Origin of the sequence: Limnospira indica PCC 8005 (genome assembly GCF_000973065.1) — a bacterium.
GTDB lineage: Bacteria > Cyanobacteriota > Cyanobacteriia > Cyanobacteriales > Microcoleaceae > Limnospira > Limnospira fusiformis.
Genome location: NZ_FO818640.1, coordinates 5,065,759 through 5,082,773, shown reverse-complemented (window position 1 = coordinate 5,082,773; position 17,015 = coordinate 5,065,759). Strand labels below are relative to the sequence as shown.

24 protein-coding genes and 2 pseudogenes are annotated in these 17,015 nt (G+C 45.4%); 21 read left to right on the top strand and 5 right to left on the bottom strand.

The genetic code is table 11. From position 1 onward, the window contains the following. Positions 1–138 precede the first annotated feature (138 nt). On the bottom strand, positions 139–435 hold the full coding sequence (locus XZ46_RS22405; RefSeq protein WP_006623238.1) for a hypothetical protein: 297 nt from the start codon (positions 433–435) through the stop codon (positions 139–141). 342 nt (positions 436–777) lie between these two features. Here XZ46_RS22405 and XZ46_RS38610 point away from each other — a divergent pair, with 342 nt between their 5' ends. From XZ46_RS38610 to XZ46_RS22390, 3 genes are all read left to right on the top strand, one after another. Continuing rightward, the gene (locus XZ46_RS38610) at positions 778–1,170 is read left to right on the top strand and encodes a hypothetical protein (RefSeq protein ID WP_008053826.1); all 393 of its coding nucleotides are present in this window, start codon (positions 778–780) and stop codon (positions 1,168–1,170) included. Positions 1,171–1,245: 75 nt separating this feature from the next. Beyond that, positions 1,246–1,677 carry a hypothetical protein gene (locus tag XZ46_RS22395; protein ID WP_048895465.1) on the top strand — a complete coding sequence of 144 codons (432 nt, stop codon included), beginning with the start codon at positions 1,246–1,248 and terminating at the stop codon, positions 1,675–1,677. Next, complete coding sequence (locus XZ46_RS22390; protein ID WP_174447143.1) at positions 1,674–2,219, top strand: winged helix-turn-helix domain-containing protein; 546 nt, start codon at positions 1,674–1,676, stop codon at positions 2,217–2,219. Before XZ46_RS22395 ends, XZ46_RS22390 begins: the two co-directional genes overlap by 4 nt. Positions 2,220–2,494: 275 nt before the next feature. Here the strand turns inward: XZ46_RS22390 and XZ46_RS22385 are convergent, their stop codons facing one another. After that, positions 2,495–3,082 (bottom strand): tyrosine-type recombinase/integrase, encoded by a 588-nt coding sequence (locus XZ46_RS22385; RefSeq protein WP_008053265.1) that lies wholly within the window; start codon positions 3,080–3,082, stop codon positions 2,495–2,497. A gap of 44 nt (positions 3,083–3,126) precedes the next feature. Here XZ46_RS22385 and XZ46_RS35570 point away from each other — a divergent pair, with 44 nt between their 5' ends. Then, positions 3,127–3,291, top strand: coding sequence for a hypothetical protein (locus XZ46_RS35570; RefSeq protein WP_164468734.1), 165 nt, complete (start codon positions 3,127–3,129; stop codon positions 3,289–3,291). 43 nt (positions 3,292–3,334) lie between these two features. On the opposite strand, the gene XZ46_RS22380 is transcribed toward XZ46_RS35570, so the two are convergent. Next, positions 3,335–4,252, bottom strand: coding sequence for a hypothetical protein (locus XZ46_RS22380; RefSeq protein ID WP_008053818.1), 918 nt, complete (start codon positions 4,250–4,252; stop codon positions 3,335–3,337). 38 nt (positions 4,253–4,290) lie between these two features. Here XZ46_RS22380 and XZ46_RS22375 point away from each other — a divergent pair, with 38 nt between their 5' ends. The 15 genes and pseudogenes from XZ46_RS22375 to mgtE (XZ46_RS22310) all read left to right on the top strand — a co-directional run. Beyond that, positions 4,291–4,803, top strand: a complete 513-nt coding sequence (locus XZ46_RS22375; protein ID WP_008053817.1) for a hypothetical protein — start codon at positions 4,291–4,293, stop codon at positions 4,801–4,803. A 3-nt stretch (positions 4,804–4,806) separates the two neighbouring features. After that, entirely contained in the window at positions 4,807–5,682 is an 876-nt protein-coding gene (locus tag XZ46_RS22370) for a hypothetical protein (RefSeq protein ID WP_048895254.1), read from the top strand. After that, complete coding sequence (locus XZ46_RS22365; RefSeq protein WP_048895253.1) at positions 5,679–6,260, top strand: hypothetical protein; 582 nt, start codon at positions 5,679–5,681, stop codon at positions 6,258–6,260. The genes XZ46_RS22370 and XZ46_RS22365 overlap by 4 nt, the downstream gene beginning before the upstream one ends. Next, complete coding sequence (locus tag XZ46_RS22360) at positions 6,248–8,089, top strand: hypothetical protein (protein WP_048895252.1); 1,842 nt, start codon at positions 6,248–6,250, stop codon at positions 8,087–8,089. Before XZ46_RS22365 ends, XZ46_RS22360 begins: the two co-directional genes overlap by 13 nt. A 7-nt stretch (positions 8,090–8,096) precedes the next feature. Further along, entirely contained in the window at positions 8,097–8,534 is a 438-nt protein-coding gene (locus XZ46_RS22355) for a hypothetical protein (protein WP_006623227.1), read from the top strand. Positions 8,535–8,540: 6 nt separating this feature from the next. After that, positions 8,541–9,515, top strand: a complete 975-nt coding sequence (locus XZ46_RS22350; protein WP_048895251.1) for a hypothetical protein — start codon at positions 8,541–8,543, stop codon at positions 9,513–9,515. 27 nt (positions 9,516–9,542) lie between these two features. Next, positions 9,543–10,742 carry a hypothetical protein gene (locus tag XZ46_RS22345; RefSeq protein ID WP_048895250.1) on the top strand — a complete coding sequence of 400 codons (1,200 nt, stop codon included), beginning with the start codon at positions 9,543–9,545 and terminating at the stop codon, positions 10,740–10,742. Between the two features lie 146 nt (positions 10,743–10,888). Continuing rightward, complete coding sequence (locus tag XZ46_RS22340; RefSeq protein WP_048895249.1) at positions 10,889–11,257, top strand: hypothetical protein; 369 nt, start codon at positions 10,889–10,891, stop codon at positions 11,255–11,257. A gap of 21 nt (positions 11,258–11,278) precedes the next feature. Then, positions 11,279–11,632: a hypothetical protein gene (locus XZ46_RS22335; RefSeq protein WP_048895248.1), complete on the top strand. Its 354-nt coding sequence runs from the start codon at positions 11,279–11,281 to the stop codon at positions 11,630–11,632. A gap of 3 nt (positions 11,633–11,635) precedes the next feature. Next, the gene (locus XZ46_RS22330; protein WP_008053796.1) at positions 11,636–12,055 is read left to right on the top strand and encodes a hypothetical protein; all 420 of its coding nucleotides are present in this window, start codon (positions 11,636–11,638) and stop codon (positions 12,053–12,055) included. A 1-nt stretch (position 12,056) separates the two neighbouring features. Further along, positions 12,057–12,374, top strand: a complete 318-nt coding sequence (locus XZ46_RS22325) for a hypothetical protein (RefSeq protein WP_006623222.1) — start codon at positions 12,057–12,059, stop codon at positions 12,372–12,374. Positions 12,375–12,496: 122 nt separating this feature from the next. Beyond that, entirely contained in the window at positions 12,497–12,778 is a 282-nt protein-coding gene (locus XZ46_RS22320; protein WP_228116399.1) for a hypothetical protein, read from the top strand. Next, positions 12,768–13,001, top strand: a complete 234-nt coding sequence (locus XZ46_RS22315; protein ID WP_006623220.1) for a hypothetical protein — start codon at positions 12,768–12,770, stop codon at positions 12,999–13,001. The genes XZ46_RS22320 and XZ46_RS22315 overlap by 11 nt, the downstream gene beginning before the upstream one ends. A 40-nt stretch (positions 13,002–13,041) precedes the next feature. Beyond that, positions 13,042–13,200, top strand: coding sequence for a hypothetical protein (locus XZ46_RS34730; RefSeq protein ID WP_155839128.1), 159 nt, complete (start codon positions 13,042–13,044; stop codon positions 13,198–13,200). Positions 13,201–13,556: 356 nt separating this feature from the next. Continuing rightward, positions 13,557–14,270: pseudogene (gene mgtE / locus XZ46_RS22310) on the top strand (magnesium transporter); the annotation flags it as partial. A 212-nt stretch (positions 14,271–14,482) separates the two neighbouring features. Here mgtE (XZ46_RS22310) and XZ46_RS38460 read toward each other — a convergent pair. After that, a complete protein-coding gene (locus XZ46_RS38460) occupies positions 14,483–14,662 on the bottom strand; it encodes a hypothetical protein (protein ID WP_423789599.1) in 180 nt (59 codons plus the stop codon). Between XZ46_RS38460 and mgtE (XZ46_RS22305) the strand changes: the two are divergent. After that, positions 14,622–15,305, top strand: a pseudogene (gene mgtE, locus XZ46_RS22305) (magnesium transporter); the annotation flags it as partial. The gene XZ46_RS38460 and the pseudogene mgtE (XZ46_RS22305) sit on opposite strands and share 41 nt — an antisense overlap. 4 nt (positions 15,306–15,309) lie before the next feature. Next, positions 15,310–15,945: a hypothetical protein gene (locus XZ46_RS22300; RefSeq protein WP_006623593.1), complete on the top strand. Its 636-nt coding sequence runs from the start codon at positions 15,310–15,312 to the stop codon at positions 15,943–15,945. A gap of 8 nt (positions 15,946–15,953) precedes the next feature. Here the strand turns inward: XZ46_RS22300 and XZ46_RS22295 are convergent, their stop codons facing one another. Further along, positions 15,954–16,898, bottom strand: coding sequence for an Hpt domain-containing protein (locus XZ46_RS22295; protein WP_006623594.1), 945 nt, complete (start codon positions 16,896–16,898; stop codon positions 15,954–15,956). Positions 16,899–17,015 lie beyond the last annotated feature (117 nt).

The following is a 17,015-nucleotide window of genomic DNA, read 5'->3' as shown; positions in this document are numbered from 1 at the left end:
TGAGTTGACCCGTAGCAGCATCAGATGTTATACTGATGACTGAACGGGGCGAATTAGGATCGCTCATATTCAAATTCCTTTTGCTAAAGGACGATGGTGGGTAGGGGGAAATTTCGGGTTTCCCCCTTCCTTTTGGAATTACGAGTTGTGAACTTTGAACACCAAACCAATGGGTCCGGCTAGTTGGGGATTCCGCTGTAGGGAATCCTCTATTTCTGCAATGTAGTGGGCTACCTCCTCATCAGATAGTTTGAACACAGTTGTTTGAGCAGTCCTTCTTAAATGCCGTCCGATTTGTTGCTGCCCGTTAGCCGCAACTTGTCGGTCTGCCAGCATCCAAGCTAAACAAGTAACCAAGAAGATCCGCTGATGTTTTTTGTCTAGGCGGTGAAACCCGCTAGGCAATTCTGCGGCCTTAGCTTTTCTATTCACCATAGGCTTTGACCTTATATATAGGGTTGACTGGTGCGATCGCTTAACCAACCTCATGGCGATCGCTTACATCTATCAACTTCCCCGCTCTCAATATCCGGCTTTTTATCTCTCTCGCTCGAATAGTGGCCGCAGGAAGTGAGTTAAAAGAGGCGCTCGTAGTTCGCAATTAATGCGATCGCTGTCCCAGATCCACCGGGAGAGCCGCCTACCCCCTTTTCCTCAGTTGGCCGCAGGTGATAGATTTAAGGGTAAGTACATACTTTGCACTTACTTGATTTTTAAGATAGCATAGTATGTATGTGTATGTAAATACCTTTCGTGTTATTTTTTTGATGAGTCGTTATGGACCACCAAGATGAAAAGAACCAAGCTATACGGAAACCGCGCAGAACGCGGTCAGTACGGGGAAACAAAGAGTCGCGTAACTTTAACAGTGACTCAAAGCGCGATAGATATGTTGGACCAGATGGCGAAGGAGGTGGATCTAAACCGCTCGGAACTGGTGGAGCAGATTGCCAGGGGAATGCTGGAGATCAAGGGCGGGCAACTGAGCCGACAACAAGCGGCAAAGTAAATGACCTGCTGGAGGCATTGTCGTCGCGGTTCATGGATTACATCAAGGCTCATGAGGAGAGATTAGAGCAAAGACTAGCGGCCAACCGTGATTTTCAGGAAAGCATAAAAGAGCAGATGGAGGAAATCAAAAAAGAGATCCTCCAGCAGGTGTCAGAGTAAATCAAGCGCCCCTCGTTCCAGCGGGGGGTGCTATTTATTTTCTGGCTCCCCGAACCTATTACCCTCATGTTAGCCATGAACAGACAGAACTCTAATCCCCAAACTATCACCGGTGACAAAACCGCCGCGCATCAAGCCACCAATTCCGTCACCCAGGGTGACGAAAAAGTTAAAAAATCACCTGCCCCGGTGTCGGCGATCGCTCATCAGATTACTGATACCATCCCGACCGTTCCCCCAGAAGTGCTGGAACTTGAGTCTAAAGTGCGGGAACTTGAGTCCGAAGTGCTGGAACTTCGAGACCTGGTTAAAAAGGATTACGCTGCTTTTTCCCGAATCGCCTGTGATATTGATATAGTAAGCGCCCTAATTTATGACAATCGTCCTTTTGTGGCAAGGCTTTTCCTGGTTCGCAGCATAGCCAAAAACTCACAATTGGCAATTTTGGCTATAAATACTCGAGCTATCACCACCGGAGATGATGATGGCAGGGGGTCCAGCCGATGAAAAGACAATCCACACCGGGGCAGCTTTCCTTAGCAATTTCGTCACCCAGGGTGACGGAACTTGAAAATCCAGAGCCGTTTGATCCAGGCTGGGATGATCAGGATGTCTTGAGATGTCTCAGAAGTTGCCCGAATCAGGATATAAAGCAAATTAGCCAAGCTACTGGACTCCTACAATGCCGCGTGATTAAGTCTCTGGAAAGGTTGCGCGAACAGGGCAAGGTTAAATATCTAGGATGGGTAGCCGTCACCCAGGGTGACGAAAATTTATCCCCGGTGAAAACTTCCCAGAGCGATCGCCTAACCGTTCGCTGGAAAACCAAATCAGCATCCCAAGACACAAACGGCAATAAGTACGCTTATCTTTATCAGGGGAAAAAGCAGGTTTGTTATCTGGCAGGTCCTCATCTCAGCGAAAAAGCGAAGGCGATCGCCAACCAGGTAGAACAGTGGATCGAGTTGGACTGGTCTCTGGAAACTATCCTAGAGAAACTTCCAGCACTTAAATCGGGTGGTGGAAATTTCCCCGGCGGCGCGTCCTAAGATTTCCCCCAAAGGAGATTTTATACCCCCAAAAATTTTGTGATTTCACAGAAAAATCAAGGAGCGTTTCCCAACCTAAAACGGCGCTAAGTGCTACTGTACACTGGTTAGCGTCGTTTGCCGTGTGTAAGAATATTTGATGTTTTGTCCAAAATACCAAAGTGCCAAGTTTAGCGCTAAAATTGGAAGTATCTAAGGCGGTGTGTGGCGTTCGGCCCTCCAAAGCATAGCAGCAACCCATTTCTCCCTGGATAACACTGATAGCGATCGCCGCCTTAGATTTCATCAATCGCGTCTCGGATTTTTTGAGGATCGGCATCAATGTAGCGCTGTAAAGATGCCATAGATTTGTGACCTGTGATAGCCATGATGGTTCTGGTATTGACTCCCTTGTTATAGAGCTTGGTAATGAAAGTGCGGCGGTAGCTGTGGAGCGAGTAGCCCTCGCTTTCTAATCCCAGACGAGCGATCGCCGACCGGTGGAACTTATCGATCGCCTGAACGGTAACGGGCTTGGATATATCAGATGGGCTAGGAAACAGAAACTCGCCGCCACCGATGCGGTAGGTTCCGAGAATCTCTCTAAGTTTTTGGGAAATGGGAACTTGGCGGACTCCCCCATCTTTCCCGCCCGCGCGCTTACGAGTTTCGGATCGAAAAGTTATTTCTGGCAGGACAACACGGGAAGCTGAGGAAACATAAACGTCAGGGATTCGCAGTAACCTCACAGCTCCCACTCGTTCGCCGGTGTACATCAAGATTGCTAGTAAGGTTCGCTGCCAGTCATATTTGCACTGCTTCTGAATTCTGTAGGCGATCGCGTCGGGGATAATGGAAGCCTGACCGATTCGGTTTTTCTTCATAGGTTTGTAATTGGCTTGGCTATGGTTTCTCCCTAGTTGCCCAGATGGTCGGATTAAGCGATCGCCCTTCCTGTTTACCTATTGTAGTGGACGGACTGAGCCAGATGGAATCAACTCGGAGACTTGGGGGATTGGCGGCGGGCGATCGGATCAGCCTCTCCTATATTTGTTCGCCAGCCGGTAATGCGATCGCTTCCCCCCCATCTTAGGAAAACTCAGATTAAGGCGATCGCTTATTTACCGCAGGTAGATCTACCAATAACCGAAGGGGGGAGTCAGGTCGTTGATAGTAAATTCTCCACCCTCTTTGGGGTTGGCTAGATTAGGCGTGTAAGAACAGTTACACAAAAAGCGATCGGTCTCCTCATCTGGGAAAGTGTCAAAAAACAATATCTGCTTACTCATTGTGGGAACAAGACTAAAGCCTCCTTCTAGGGATTCCACAGTCGTCGCTTCACTATGTCCTTTAACCCAGTCAACTAGATGGTTCATGTTAATATCGCTATACAATTCCCACTTGTAAACGGCTACTTGAGCCAAAGCCATTGCCATGATTTCGCGTGGACACAAGAACACTTTAATTACTTCACCAGGCTGTAGTTGATAGCTACTTGTCCCTTTGATGGTGAAGTTATACATTTGCCCAGGAAAAAACACATCAAACTGATATAAAGTTGATGCTACAGTTGCCAATTGTCCATATTTGATATTATCCGAGTCATCTGCGGCGTTGTAGATAGCATTAGGAGCATGAAGGTATGGGTTAGGTAACGGTCCAAAAGGTCTAACAGATAAATCCGGCATTGGCATATCGTCTATTTCTCCTGATTCTTGTCCTAAGTCATAATCAATTTCCGTTTCCTGTCTAACCCAGAGTTCTACCGTCTGGGTGGTGGCGGATGTCGCAAAAAGAGAGATTCCCCCGTCGCTGCTATCAAAATAGGTCGCATCTTCAAATACTGGCAATGAGCGATCGCTACCATCCCATCTGATGGAGAATGGATTTTCCCCCTTGATGGAAATTTCTCGCCTCACCGGGGACGATGTGGAGGGGATAATTTCCACCTCTTCCCCTGCCGCCAGTTGAACCGTCCCCGACTTGGAAAATCTATAATAAGCGCCCCCGCCGCCCCCGCCACCGGTAGGACGCATTGCAAATCGAATAGGCATTTATCGTAGAATGGAAGTAACCACTTCTATTTTCTCACATGAACATCACGCCGGGAGTCTATCCCGATTTTTCCGAAACTACACTAGAAGCCTTAACCTTAGCCATGGGGCGGCGATTGCTACAAAGACAAAAAGACCTGACGATTAACATCACAGGAAAAGACATTATGGATTTAACTCTCAATGAAGAGGATTCTGTTGTCAACCTGGATATTGACGAGCTAGAGGCTCATATAGAAGATGGCGCGATTAAAATCGTAGATCCGTTTGTTGGTAGCTTTCAACCTGGTATAGGCAGTTATCCTTTTGACCAAACCGACTTAGCCAGTGCTTTACTGCATTTAGTCATACATCAACACATCGCAGAATTTAGCCCCGCACTGAACCCCGAACCCGCCAAAAAACATTGTGATTTTTCTATCCGACCTAACGTTAGGGGAGATGGACAATATCCGTTAATATGCACCATCAGTTTAACCGACTATCCCGTAATTGTTGACTACACCAATGGCATGACTTCTGCCGCCAAACCATACTTATTAAATCCTTAACCTATGGCAGAAAATCGCTTATCAGAAACCGACACCTTTTCATTTGAAATTAATCAGGGTAATGCCAGTGGTTATGTGAGCAATCCGTTAACACTGTGGAATGTTTCTAATGCTATTACTGCCATTTCTGCCCATATTGACCCCAGGTGGCTATGGCGAGCTAATGCTTTTTTAGAAAGTCTCACTGCATCAGTTTGGTGTCCGAGTTTTACTCGTTCTCCTTATCCCGAATTTTACCCAGAGGATTCAGCGGCGGAAAGGGCAGCTAAATTAATGAAATTAGAGAGCAATCACCCTAAGTTTGGTTTGCAATTACTGAGAAGAAAAGGCTCGTCAAATCCTTGGGTTGAGGCAGCTTGTCCGGTTATCCAAAACCGAGGGCGGCGGTTTTATGTGCCTCTAATCAACCCTTATTTAACTGCCAATGAGGTAAAAATATTTGGAGTAGATGACCAGTTAGGTTTAAGTTTTAAGGATTACGGTAACGGCATATTAGGCGGTGGATCAATAAGTGCTAATCGCGGCTATGACACCATTTATATAGAGGGTGAATACAGGATAGAGTTAGACTTGATACTGATGGCTAAACGCCCGGCTAACACCTTGATGAACACAATAACAGTCGGACCTAATCCTATATTAATCGCCCCCGCTAATCCCAACCGTGCTTATTTTGAAATTCAGAACCAGGGAGAAACTCAATTGCTTTGGGGGTTGGGTGCATCGGGAAATAATGCAACTACTCACCCATTCAGAATGCCACCCGGTCAGATTTATTATCCCGGTAATGTATCAGGATTTATTCCGACTGACGCGATATGGGGTAAAGTAGTAGAAGGTTCGACAACTGTTTTAATTATGGAGAGTTCTTACACATGATGATAGCTTTTTATGGATTAGATGACTTAGAAAATTATCCGGTAGATTTATCCTTAGAATCTGCGGTTAATCCTGTTCATCTATGGGATAAGCGGTTAGAGATTCTTATAGCTACAAATAAGGATGTGTTTAACCGCCATTTTTTGCTACCCGGTCGCCCCGCCGATGGATATTTGATTTGTAGAGAATTAAAAGCATTGGCTCATGTTCCCCAAGAATATAAAACCATTGTTGATTTTCCTTCCCCAGAAGAGAGGCAAAGAAGGCTCTCTCAAGCCCAAGACGAAAATTATCGATTTGTCCTTGAGCAATGGCTGGAAAGAATAGAGTATTTGTGCCATATCTTTCCATTTTTGGAAGTGTTGCCAATTGCAGCTTTTTTGTCTGATTCTGTTAGTCCCTATCGCCCCCTGTCTGTTCCCACCCTAAAACAACGGAAAACCATTAAACTTGTCTCCTTGGAACCCATAGAAACAATGGAACGGGAATGGGTTGTTGGCGGACGAAAATTGACCAAAGAGGGATGGCTGCAACTATTTCCTGAGTTGAGGCAGGAGTGCGAACCATGCGAGAAGTAGAGGAACGTAGCCGAAGGACAAGAGACATTGTAAGGAATCGCAACTATAGGCAAGCTATAGATGTCATAGAAAGAGAGGTTAAAAGACTAGAAGCCGACGACAAACCCAGAGCGCGAGTAAGATTTCCCCGCGACGATGGAGACATTGAGATAGACGTGGGGGGGATAGTTGAATTTGCCCAGGCAATGAAGCCAAAAATAAGCGCAGAGGCTGAAGATTTACAAGATGGCAGAACTAGGAGAGGCATAAAAGCTGAGAAGATAGGCAGCACTGCTCACGGATTTGTAGACCTTGATGAGGATGGCAACCCCAAAGGTTTTGGGGGAACAATTGACAGCATTAATGATGCCAATGTCTCGGTTTATCTTGGGGAATGTGAGCAAACCATGAGCGTGACCATGTTTGGCAAGACTGTTACTTTTGCTCGGAATGTTTGCGAGGATGATAGGGATGAGGAAGGCGACGACAATCGCCGTGGTGGTGAAGAAGAGGAAAACGCAGGGGATGCCGGTAGCATTGATACAAGCATTCCCGGTCCCCCTCCAGGTTTTACTGGCTATTTATGTATACCTTATTTGTCGTATTATCAAATGTTTGCTGGTCCCGTTGTAAGTGAACCAAATAGGGCTTTGCTAGAATCATTGGTAGGGACAACCTTCAGATATTTACCGTATGAGTTAGGGTTGAGTTTTTCTATTTATTATAATGCAGGGGTTGCGATTAGCCGAGTTAATTTAAGATACACAAATATAGCATCCATTAACAAGTGGAGAGCCAGTAAGCAGAAGGAAGAAGGGTTATCTAGTCATACTACTCAAATAGGATTACATACAACCGTAAAAAGAGCGGGGCGAGCTACTAGATTGAACGGTCCGAGATACTACAATAAGTCGCTAACAGTATTAGGCTCGGGAAGGCCCACCATGGGGTCTGTGTTGGCTACAGCTATTGTCCCATCGGGAGGAATAACTAATAATACAACATTGCTCGATTGGTATTGGATTATTCAACACAAATATTATCTAGGTGTATACGGGATAAACCATCCAGATTTCCCGTGTAGATGGGTCAACAATTATCAACCAGAACCGCCGCCAAGTTTACCAATATTGAGGGACATGAATAAAGAATGTTGTGAAGATTTGATTAAAATGACTAGGGAAATCCATAAAGCCCTAGGGGTAAGGAAGTTGCTAGATAAGAGTTTCCAGGTTCCAGCTAATATGATGATGCCAGAGGGGCGCGGAAATCATATAAACAAAGATTATTTGGAAATAATGTCTGACCTGTTCAAAACCATAGATAATTATGGTTTTGACGCTCCGGTTACCGTGAAGGTTCAGGATACTAACAAAGCTCAAGAAGGCGACCAGACTATTGAGTTAAAGTTTAATTCATTGGGGGCAATATTAAAGGCTCAGACTGAACTTTTGATTGAGTTAAAAGGTGATAGCGCCAACCGGCTAAATATCCAGATTCGTTTAGCCTATATAATGACGAGAATGTATAGAACTTTGGCTAAGTTGTATTATCGAACGTCGGCGATTTTAGACGGGTTGGGAATTCCCATTATCTCGAAGGTGGTTACACTGCCAATTGAGTTTAATGTTTTTGGTAAAAAACACTGGGGGGCTGGAAAGGGTTTTGGAAAGGATAACAAGAAAGGTCAGGAGCCTAAACTTGATTTGAATGATGAAGACACGACGGAAGCCATGCTGCCAGATTTGTTGGAGATTCACGACTATGAAATAGAGGTTGATGAGTTTAGGGCTAAAAGTAATGACCTCTATGAGGTTTTAATAGGGATAGCGGCAAAATTAAGGTCATAGTTTTATCATGAGTAAAAGAAGAGCGCCAAGGGGTTCGGGTAATTCCCAGCCGGATTCGGGTGGTGGGAAAAAACCGCCATCGGCAGGACAGGAAAAGGCTAAGTTGAAAAATGACACTAAGAGCAGAGTTGAAGAAGCGATCGCTGTGTTAGATTTCCGGCTGCATCTGGAATATTTAAATGTAGCATCAGCAGTTGGGGGCGGCGACTTTGAAGAGTTTAAACGTTCTTGGTTGATGAATTACTATAACGCCATGACAGCATCTGGGTTTAAGGATAAACCCAAGACAGCCCCCAGTCGGGAACAGCAGCCCCGCCTCATCAAAACTAATGACGAGTTAATGGAGATTCGTGATATTAAATCTGACAACTTGTCTACTGGAAAGTCGCCAAGCCAACGCCGCCGAGAAAGATTGTTGCCCAACAATGACCACGAAATAGGTTAATAAATTATGTCTAATGTTGTAGGTGTAGACCTGAAAGAACTAACTTCAACCGCTGTAGCTGGCAAGGAAATCGCAGCACAATGGTTTAATGCTTTTTCATCTCAACTGTATAAAGAGGTTCAGATTTTAAAATCTTTTGATTTTAAGAAATGGGCCGGAAGTCTTAAAGGTGGTGCCTTAGCTATTGGAGAAAACATCAAAAAAGGCAACTGGGGATTTTTCAAAGATTGGCTATTAGAAGCCCCTATGATTCCTAAAGTAGCAGGGCTTCTAGCGGGTGGTGTAATTGCCGGGACTGTGCTGCTTGTTGGTGGAAAAGCTGTAGGGCTTGTTGGTGCGGGTGTGGGGAGTTTAGTAGCAGCCCACCCGGCTTTTGTAGGCGGTTTTTTGGGGGTAACAGTGCCTACACTAATGGGCAAATTAACCCAAGGAGTTTCTCAAGCGTATAATTTTGATTGGGCAGCATCTGACCAAAAAATGATGGATGATTTAAAACAAGCAGCTAACGCTTTATATGTTCCCTTGGGAGAGACAGTCGGAAAATCTCTGGCTGCTTTAGTTGCAGGCAAGGTAGGAAGCACGGCGACAACAACTCTAAGAATTAGAGAAGGCGCGATCGCCGCCATGTGTATGATTAACCCAACCATTAAGGATACTTTGGTAGAAGCCTTGTCGTCGCTTAGATATGCGGTTCAAGAGGTTGCTAAAAAAGCACTGTTTGTCATAACTTATATTAACACCAGGAAAGTAGCAGCTAAGTTGTTAGATAAGGAGGAGACTTGGGGGAAAGAAGGACAGTCGCCTTTTATCGTTTCTGAAAAGGTAGAGGAAACCTGGTCTAAGATTAAAGCAGATGAATATTTTGACTGGGTAAATGAACAACAGTGGGAGGGTATGGAATCATTAGCCTCTACTTTCTTTGAAACATTAGGGGATTTACTAACAGACCAGGGAACTTATGAGGAGTGGATTCCTGTGTAAATTAATCGGCTGAGAGAGGGAGTATTTATGGCAAATGTTGGAAGGCTAACCCAACAAACTTATATCATGATGGCTCGCCAAAGGCGCATCACGAAACTCTCGGATAAGCGCCCGGAACGAGTCCGAATAGAATTGCAACCCAACTGGGATGTTTACCAACTGCAGCCTGACAGAAAAAACCCAGATTACAAGCTGCTGATGGCGGGTTCCGAGTCAGCTTTGGCATTGCAGTTGTCTCAGCTCGGATGGATGGAGAAGATGATCGATCATCTCCTCAATGCCAGCGACCTAAAATTTGACGACTGGTTTGATGCTTGGGCGGCGGGTTATCCAGAGCTGCGTTATAGATCCAACCCAAAACTCCCCAATTTAAGCACCAACTATCCGGCGCGCAATCTAAGAAACAGCGACGGAGATACCATCCCCAGATGGAGAGGAGACGCGAGTTCTCGCCCGGCTTATATTGAGTGGCATCCTTCCGACAGAAAAACATCTAAGGAGGTTGGGCTTCACCGAACAATAGAATATTTTCCAGATCGCTCCGAAAACAAATCAGTTGTCTTGACCGGGAACGATAAGGAACTAATTAGGCAAATCCTGCAAATCCACTACGAGGGCAGCGGCAGTAGCGAAAAATCCGATAGCACAGTCTCAACGGGTATCAGTTACCGGGGCGCTCCTAAAGTTGTGCTGTACTTTTTGGAAAGAATTGAGGATGTGGAGAAAGGCTACCGACAACTGGAAGCGAGAGTCGGTTTCCGTTTGGTGGGAAAAACGGAAAATCCAAACGGAGTCGGGGACTTGCTGACGAAAGCCAATATCAGAAGTTTGGCACAAAGAATTTTCCAGCACTTTCTACAGCCCCAGCAGTTCCGGTTCCGCAAAGGAAGGGAATCGGTTAGTTATCGGGACAAATCCTCCGGGTTAGAATCGTTTGTTTTTGCGACCAGCACGGCGGAAGGTGTCAATCTCTACCAGCGCATCTGCGAGGTGATGGAGATCGAGTTTGACAACTCCAAAGTATTTACATCGACCAACCAAAATCCAGCCCAAGCGTTCCCTATCACATCTCCAGAAGTGACGATATTGGGTAACAAAATCAAACCGCCGCGCCGCCGTCCGGTCGGGTACGTCTACTTTAGGGAAGCAAAATTGTTTTTAGAGATGCTCAATGAGCCTATCCTGCTCTGTGACTACAACGGTCATCTATATAGAAATCCCGATTAGAAGACAACCCCAACACTTTTTTTAGACCAAACAAAACTCCTTGCATATCCGGAAACCCTATAGGTTTCCGTATATGTTCCACCTCCTAAAAATGTCTGCTATGAATGAAGTAGTAAGCAGTTTTGAAGCAACAAGGCGGGTATTGGATGCCAAGTTTAGAAAATACGAAAATTTATAGTTGGGATGCGCCAGCGCCAGGGGGGACGGGAACCATGAAAGTGGCGGCTCGGCTTTCTAAAAGATACGATGGCATTGCTGAGCACTTGGGAATGACAGCCCACACAGACGCTAGTGAAGTCACCGCGCAAATGGTAAAGGCAAATCAAGCAGTCAAAGAGGGGCTCTTGATGAAAATGCGGATTAACTATCGGAAAAGTGACAAATATTTTGGGGCTGATATTTATGTACCCACAAACAAAGTTTCTGATGCAATCCAAAAACTAGCTGGCAAAGCCTGGGATGGTACTGGGAAAATTACTTCTTGCCGCGATCGCGTAAGGGCTGATTTTCGTTAATAGAGAAAGGACAAAATATTAATGGCTAGAACACAACTCTGTCAGGCAATGGATGGTACTAAAGTTAGAGTCTTTAGAGCCAGTGCGGTAATGTATACAGCCGGAACTAAAGATGTTTTAGGCGTATACCCCGTAGAAGAAGCCAACGCTAATGATCCAGTGTATGACACCGGGGAATTAATGCGAACTGGTTTGTTAGTAAGGCTTGCCGTTCAGTGCAACAACGGCACTACCAAACCGCCAATTACTTATAGACTTTTTTGCACAAAGGAAAAAATAAACGAGGCTTTGACGTATTACAATAGTAACGGTAGGACTCTAAATGGTAAGAGCGTCATGAACGCTGGTTTTGAACGCCGCCTACTTATCAAATAAGGCATGGATTTTACCGACGCTTATGGTGCATGGAAACTGATAGCTTCAAGCTATCAGCCTACCCAAGAATGGATAATTCACAACCCCCCAATTACTGAAAACTCATTATTGAGGTTTAAATTTTCAACTGATTGGGGGCGTTGGAAAAATCCCTATGATGGCTATAGGTCAATGCTGCTTATCAGAGGGCATTATCGTGATGATTCTGGGAGTTTTGGCTGGGTAACAGGACAAAGAACTGTATACGTTACAGAAGAACCACAACTGATTAATTATCCGCCCATAGAAGAATTTACAGATAATTCCTGGACAATTAGAAAGCTAGGAGTCCGCCGCCGGTTTTTCAAAAACGCAACATGGATCGAAAATCATCCTACAATGGATCTAAAGTTTAACGTAATAATTGAGGCTTTTGTAGCTTAACATGAATATCTCTCTCGCTCAATTAATCAACCATCTCCCAGATGGTTCAACCTTAAAAACCTTGCTGGGGTCATTAGGTTCGGAAGCTGAAAACGTAGACGCTACCGTAGAACTTTACGAATTTGTTGAGGCTTTTTACCAGGCACAAGTCGAACGCAACCAACTACCTGATGTTCAACGATTAAACGTAGTTTCTGCTCAGACATTGTTCAATATAGTGTTACAACCGGATGGCTCTGTGACAAGACAGATAGATAGACAATTGTCATTCTACCAAAAATTTGAGAATTCAGGAATTATTAGTAGACCACAATTCTAATTTGCCAACGGTCTAAATTTTTCGGGTGATTGGGAGTCTATCCGAATTACCCGAAAACGAACTACCAGCAATTTTTTCAAAACTTAATTTTAGTTTTTGAAAGTACAGGAGTTTCTAACTTTATGCATCTAGAAATTGAAAAAATTGCTTTAATTATTGGTTGGCTTATTTCTTTTTCGGGAGGTATTTGGTATCTTTCAGCAAAACATACTGAACTCCAAATTAATGTCAAAAAAAATCAAGAAGATATCGATAGATTAAGAAGTTCAGTCAGAAGCGAATGTCAAGGGGACAAACAACTGGTCTGGCTTACTTTAAAACATATTGAAAGATATTTAGCCAAAACCACTGACTATAATGAATTAATCTTAAAAAAAGACAAAACAAACAACGATGAATTCTAATACATTACCTGAGATAGTCAAGCTAGGAACTGATGGAATTACAGTTTTTTTAGTCTGGCAGTTGATGAAACAAAACCAGAAACTAATTACTGAAGTTAACTCCAGAGACAACGAACTAATGAACCTGATATACACAATCCTAAATCAGTCCAGACAGAATCCCACCAGGTTAAGCGATCGCACTAGCCGGATTAACTGTCCCAGGGGAGAAAGCAAGGAGTAAGTTATCAGACTGACCCAATGGAAGGTAGCCTACTGGGAAAATGGACAAAACAAGTACAAATTCCCAGTTAGGACAAAAAAGCGATCGCATTAAGTCCCTTGACACCAATCTGGACTTCTACAACTCCAAGGCAAAGGTAAACGCTTCTTTCTATCCCTTGGGCGAGTTGAGACAGTCGCCTAGTGTTGGGTATGGCTAACCCTCCCACCCGCCCCTACCCAAGGAACCTAAAAGAAAGCCCGTTTCTATCACTGGGGCGGGTTTAGACAGTCGGCTGGTGTGGGGTACGGCTAACCGTTGAACCCGCCCCTACCCAAGGAATCTAAAAGAAAGCCCGTTTCTATCACTGGGGCGGGTTTAGACAGTCGGCTGGTGTGGGGTATGGTTAACCGTTGAACCCGCCCCTACCCAAGGAACCTAAAAGAAACCGGGTTTCTGGTTAGAAAAGTTCTGGGCAGGAGCAGCGATCGCTCATGTCACGCTAAGATTTTCAGTAGCAGTTTTGGAGATCATCCCTTGACTCAAAACCCTCAACCATCCGTTCCCCTGTCTACCATGTCGCGTAAAGAACTGAGGGAATTAGTGCGATCGCAACTACAAGTATTGTTAGAACGCCGAGATCTGCAAACTGCCAAGGCTATTTTAGTTCCAGTCCAACCAGCGGACATTGCCGAAGCCATTGAGGGATTACCCGAAACCATGCAGGTCATTGCCTTTCGCCTATTATCCAAGGATGAGGCGATCAAGGTTTATGAGCAACTCGACTCTAGCGTTCAGCAGTCATTGTGCGAAAAATTCAAACGCCAGGAAGTCATCGATATTGTCGATAAAATGTCCCCGGACGATCGCGCTAGACTATTTGACGAACTACCCGCCGCCGTCGTGCGTCGCTTAGTTGCCGAACTGAGTCCATCTGAACGCCAAGCCACAGCCTTATTACTAGGTTATGAGGCTGACACAGCCGGGCGAATTATGACTCCTGAATACATTTCCCTCAAGGAAGAGTACACCGTAGGTCAGAGTTTAGAGCGTATTCGCAGTTTAGCCCATGTTACCGAAACCGTTTATTCTTTGTATGTCACCGACTCCGATCGCCATTTAATTGGCATTCTCTCCCTGCGCGACTTAGTAACTGCTCAGTTAGAGCAAACCGTTGGTGAAATCCTCAGCCGGGATTTTGTCTCTGTACAAACCTATACAGACCAAGAAGAAGTCGCCCGCATCATTCAGCGATATGATTTTCTAGCAGTTCCTGTCGTCGATAGTCAGCACCCCCGGCTGAAGCACAGGGGCTTCGTGCCCCCCTTTCAGGTAGCTGACCAGCTATAGCCTTAACTGGCTACGTTCAGAGCAAGAGTTAAAGTTCCTACCCTGGAATGCGTGCTAGTTCCAGGCCCTAGAACCGAATCGTTAAACATCTCTAAGGGGTTAAGGACGTGCGATTTGGATAGTACCGACTCTGAACATTGGCGAAGCAAACATTACCCCGCAAGGGAGTCGGAGCCAACCATAGCTCCATGGAGGGGCAACCATACCCCTCCACCCCGCAAGGGGGTGCTGGCGGCGGTCAGCCGCTTGAGTCGGTTTTCCTCTCCGCGATAAATCACGGAGCTTCCAACCCTCCCAGGAGTTTTACGTGAAAAGCGACTCGTCGGAATTATTACCGTTGATGATATCTTGGATATCCTCGAGAAGGAAACCACCAAAGATATCTACGCCTTGGGTGGCTTACAGGCGGACGGAGATAACTATTTTCAGATCAGTTTACTCACCGTAGCCCGCCGCCGGGTCGTCTGGCTGTTAGTCTTGTTAGTGACCAATAGTATTACCGCCTCTATTCTCAAGACCCAGAGAGAGATTCTCCAAGACGTGGTAGCCTTATCCTTTTTTATTCCCCTATTGACCGGAACTGGGGGAAATGTCGGCGCTCAGTCTTCCACCGTCGTAATTCGGGGGATGAATACTGATGAAATTTGGTCTTTGGGATCTTTCCAGGTAATTCGGCGGGAGGCGATCGCCGGTGCTGTACTGGGTGTCATTTTGGGGACCTTGGCGACTATATGGGCTAGTGTATTTATTGTCCCCGGTCAAATAGCAGTGGCGATCGCAGTTGGTATTAGTTTATTGGCCATTTCCCTGTTGGCTTCTGTGGCCGGTTCCGCTTTGCCTTTTTTGTTCCGGTCGCTCAAATTAGACCCGGCTTTGATGTCTGCGCCGTCTATTACCACCGCCGTTGATGTCTTGGGGGTGTTAATATATTTGAATTTAGCTCGGATGATTTTGCCAAGTAATAGTCTCAATTAACAGAATGTTGCATTACCGTAATCTACTAGAAATAGCTGAATATGTCGGTTTGGCGGTCACTGTGGTGGGAACTGTCGCCACTTTCACCGGCCGATCGCTATTATATGGCGGCATTCCTCTCTTGATTTTTATAGCTATTGGTCTAGTTAACCGCTATCTGTTAAAGCAATATCTGCGATCGCTTACTTTCAATGTCAAAGCTAACGTTGACTTGAACACTCAGGCGATCGAACAGTTAAATCATATTGCTCAGGCTAATGCTGTTTCTGCTAATATCAACACCCTCAAATCTACCGCTAATTTAGACATGGCGGCGCTGACCGATAATTTAACTACCCTTAATGGGACTCTCCAGAATATTTTAGAGCGCCAAAATGCCCTCGAACAGGCGATCGATGCTATTCAGGGAGAGTTGGAATTGGTTGTGCGAAAGTTTCAGCAGCGACCTGAGTTAGAACAGGTCGAGAATTTAACCCATGTCATTGTCGATTTACAGCAGTTTATCAATCAACTACCCCAGTGGGGAGCCCTTCAACAGCAACAGTTAAATGAGTTACAGGAAAGAGTTTCTGGGGCGATCGCTGATTTACCTCGACAGGTTGAAGTCGCCATCAGCGATCGCTTGGATAATTCCACTTAGAATCTCAATCAGGATTTGATGTGCTTGATCAACAATTGAGTGATCGCCTGAAGTTCTTTTTTGTTAAAAGTCTTCAGTAACACCTTCACCACTTCCTTCGGATCTGCTGGTATCGTAATTTCCTTAGCAGTCGCCGGGACTCTCCCTTGGCTACTTCCCAGTTTAACTAGAGCATCACTAGGCGCTATAGCATCAGCTTTTCCCGCTTCCAGGAGTTTCGCCGCCTGCTGAAGTTCCTTAATTACCGTATTTTTCAGAACCGGGAAAGGAGCCTTGGGATTAGCGATCGCGCCATGGGTAGTTTTCACTAAATTTTGCCAAGGTTCCACTCCTGGTGCAATTTTCAGCAAATGACCACACAGCCCCGCTATTTGTTTCCGTAGCGCCGGAGATTCCGGTTTGCTCAAACCCTGCAACATCGGTTTCAGAACCGCCGTCACCTTAGCCAGCGCTGACGGTACCGGTTTACTTCCCCCAGACGAAGCCGCCGCCACCGCAGGTGTTGCCTTGCCACTCATCAAATCCGCTAGATGCTTCTCCAGCATATCATACACCGGAAGGGCAGCCTTAGCAATTTTTTCCCCCATTTCCACTGATAAACCCGACGGACTTTGTGCCCTTTCAATCAGGTTCTTTAGTACCTCATAACACTTGTTTGACAGTGTAACAACCTTGCTATCAGCTTTTATGGGAGTGTCTTTAACCGACTTAAAACAATCTTCAAGTCGTTTAGAGACCTTATTAATACTGGCTAAACTCGGCATCTGTTGCGTTAACATAGCCGAGGCTCCCTTAATCGAGTGCGCCGCTCTGTACATAGTAATCATCGGTTCGCGATCGGAGTCAGCCATAATTTTTGGCAGATCCTTCAACCCCGTACTAAGTTCTTCGAGGCGTTCTCCCGCCTCTTCCATAAAGATAGCGATTATTTTTTGGTCTTGGCTCGTCGGCACGGCTGCCCTCCTATCGACAATTTAACGCCGAGCTTTATTATGAGCGGTACTGTTAACCTGGTATGTCTTAACACTACAAGTTAGAAGCCATTGCCAGACAACCCTACTCATCACTTA

Coding starts and splice junctions, on each gene's coding strand:
- XZ46_RS22370 (WP_048895254.1), top strand. CDS start 4,807: ATGGCAGAAAATCGCTTATCAGAAACCGACACCTTTTCATTTGAAATT.
- XZ46_RS22365 (WP_048895253.1), top strand. CDS start 5,679: ATGATGATAGCTTTTTATGGATTAGATGACTTAGAAAATTATCCGGTA.
- XZ46_RS22375 (WP_008053817.1), top strand. CDS start 4,291: ATGAACATCACGCCGGGAGTCTATCCCGATTTTTCCGAAACTACACTA.
- XZ46_RS38610 (WP_008053826.1), top strand. CDS start 778: ATGGACCACCAAGATGAAAAGAACCAAGCTATACGGAAACCGCGCAGA.
- XZ46_RS22330 (WP_008053796.1), top strand. CDS start 11,636: ATGGATTTTACCGACGCTTATGGTGCATGGAAACTGATAGCTTCAAGC.
- XZ46_RS35570 (WP_164468734.1), top strand. CDS start 3,127: ATGGTCGGATTAAGCGATCGCCCTTCCTGTTTACCTATTGTAGTGGAC.
- XZ46_RS22340 (WP_048895249.1), top strand. CDS start 10,889: ATGCCAAGTTTAGAAAATACGAAAATTTATAGTTGGGATGCGCCAGCG.
- XZ46_RS22315 (WP_006623220.1), top strand. CDS start 12,768: ATGAATTCTAATACATTACCTGAGATAGTCAAGCTAGGAACTGATGGA.
- XZ46_RS22380 (WP_008053818.1), bottom strand. CDS start 4,252: ATGCCTATTCGATTTGCAATGCGTCCTACCGGTGGCGGGGGCGGCGGG.
- XZ46_RS22355 (WP_006623227.1), top strand. CDS start 8,097: ATGAGTAAAAGAAGAGCGCCAAGGGGTTCGGGTAATTCCCAGCCGGAT.
- XZ46_RS22325 (WP_006623222.1), top strand. CDS start 12,057: ATGAATATCTCTCTCGCTCAATTAATCAACCATCTCCCAGATGGTTCA.
- XZ46_RS22320 (WP_228116399.1), top strand. CDS start 12,497: ATGCATCTAGAAATTGAAAAAATTGCTTTAATTATTGGTTGGCTTATT.
- XZ46_RS22335 (WP_048895248.1), top strand. CDS start 11,279: ATGGCTAGAACACAACTCTGTCAGGCAATGGATGGTACTAAAGTTAGA.
- XZ46_RS22385 (WP_008053265.1), bottom strand. CDS start 3,082: ATGAAGAAAAACCGAATCGGTCAGGCTTCCATTATCCCCGACGCGATC.
- XZ46_RS22390 (WP_174447143.1), top strand. CDS start 1,674: ATGAAAAGACAATCCACACCGGGGCAGCTTTCCTTAGCAATTTCGTCA.
- XZ46_RS22350 (WP_048895251.1), top strand. CDS start 8,541: ATGTCTAATGTTGTAGGTGTAGACCTGAAAGAACTAACTTCAACCGCT.
- XZ46_RS22395 (WP_048895465.1), top strand. CDS start 1,246: ATGAACAGACAGAACTCTAATCCCCAAACTATCACCGGTGACAAAACC.
- XZ46_RS22300 (WP_006623593.1), top strand. CDS start 15,310: ATGTTGCATTACCGTAATCTACTAGAAATAGCTGAATATGTCGGTTTG.
- XZ46_RS34730 (WP_155839128.1), top strand. CDS start 13,042: ATGGACAAAACAAGTACAAATTCCCAGTTAGGACAAAAAAGCGATCGC.
- XZ46_RS22360 (WP_048895252.1), top strand. CDS start 6,248: ATGCGAGAAGTAGAGGAACGTAGCCGAAGGACAAGAGACATTGTAAGG.
- XZ46_RS22345 (WP_048895250.1), top strand. CDS start 9,543: ATGGCAAATGTTGGAAGGCTAACCCAACAAACTTATATCATGATGGCT.
- XZ46_RS22405 (WP_006623238.1), bottom strand. CDS start 435: ATGGTGAATAGAAAAGCTAAGGCCGCAGAATTGCCTAGCGGGTTTCAC.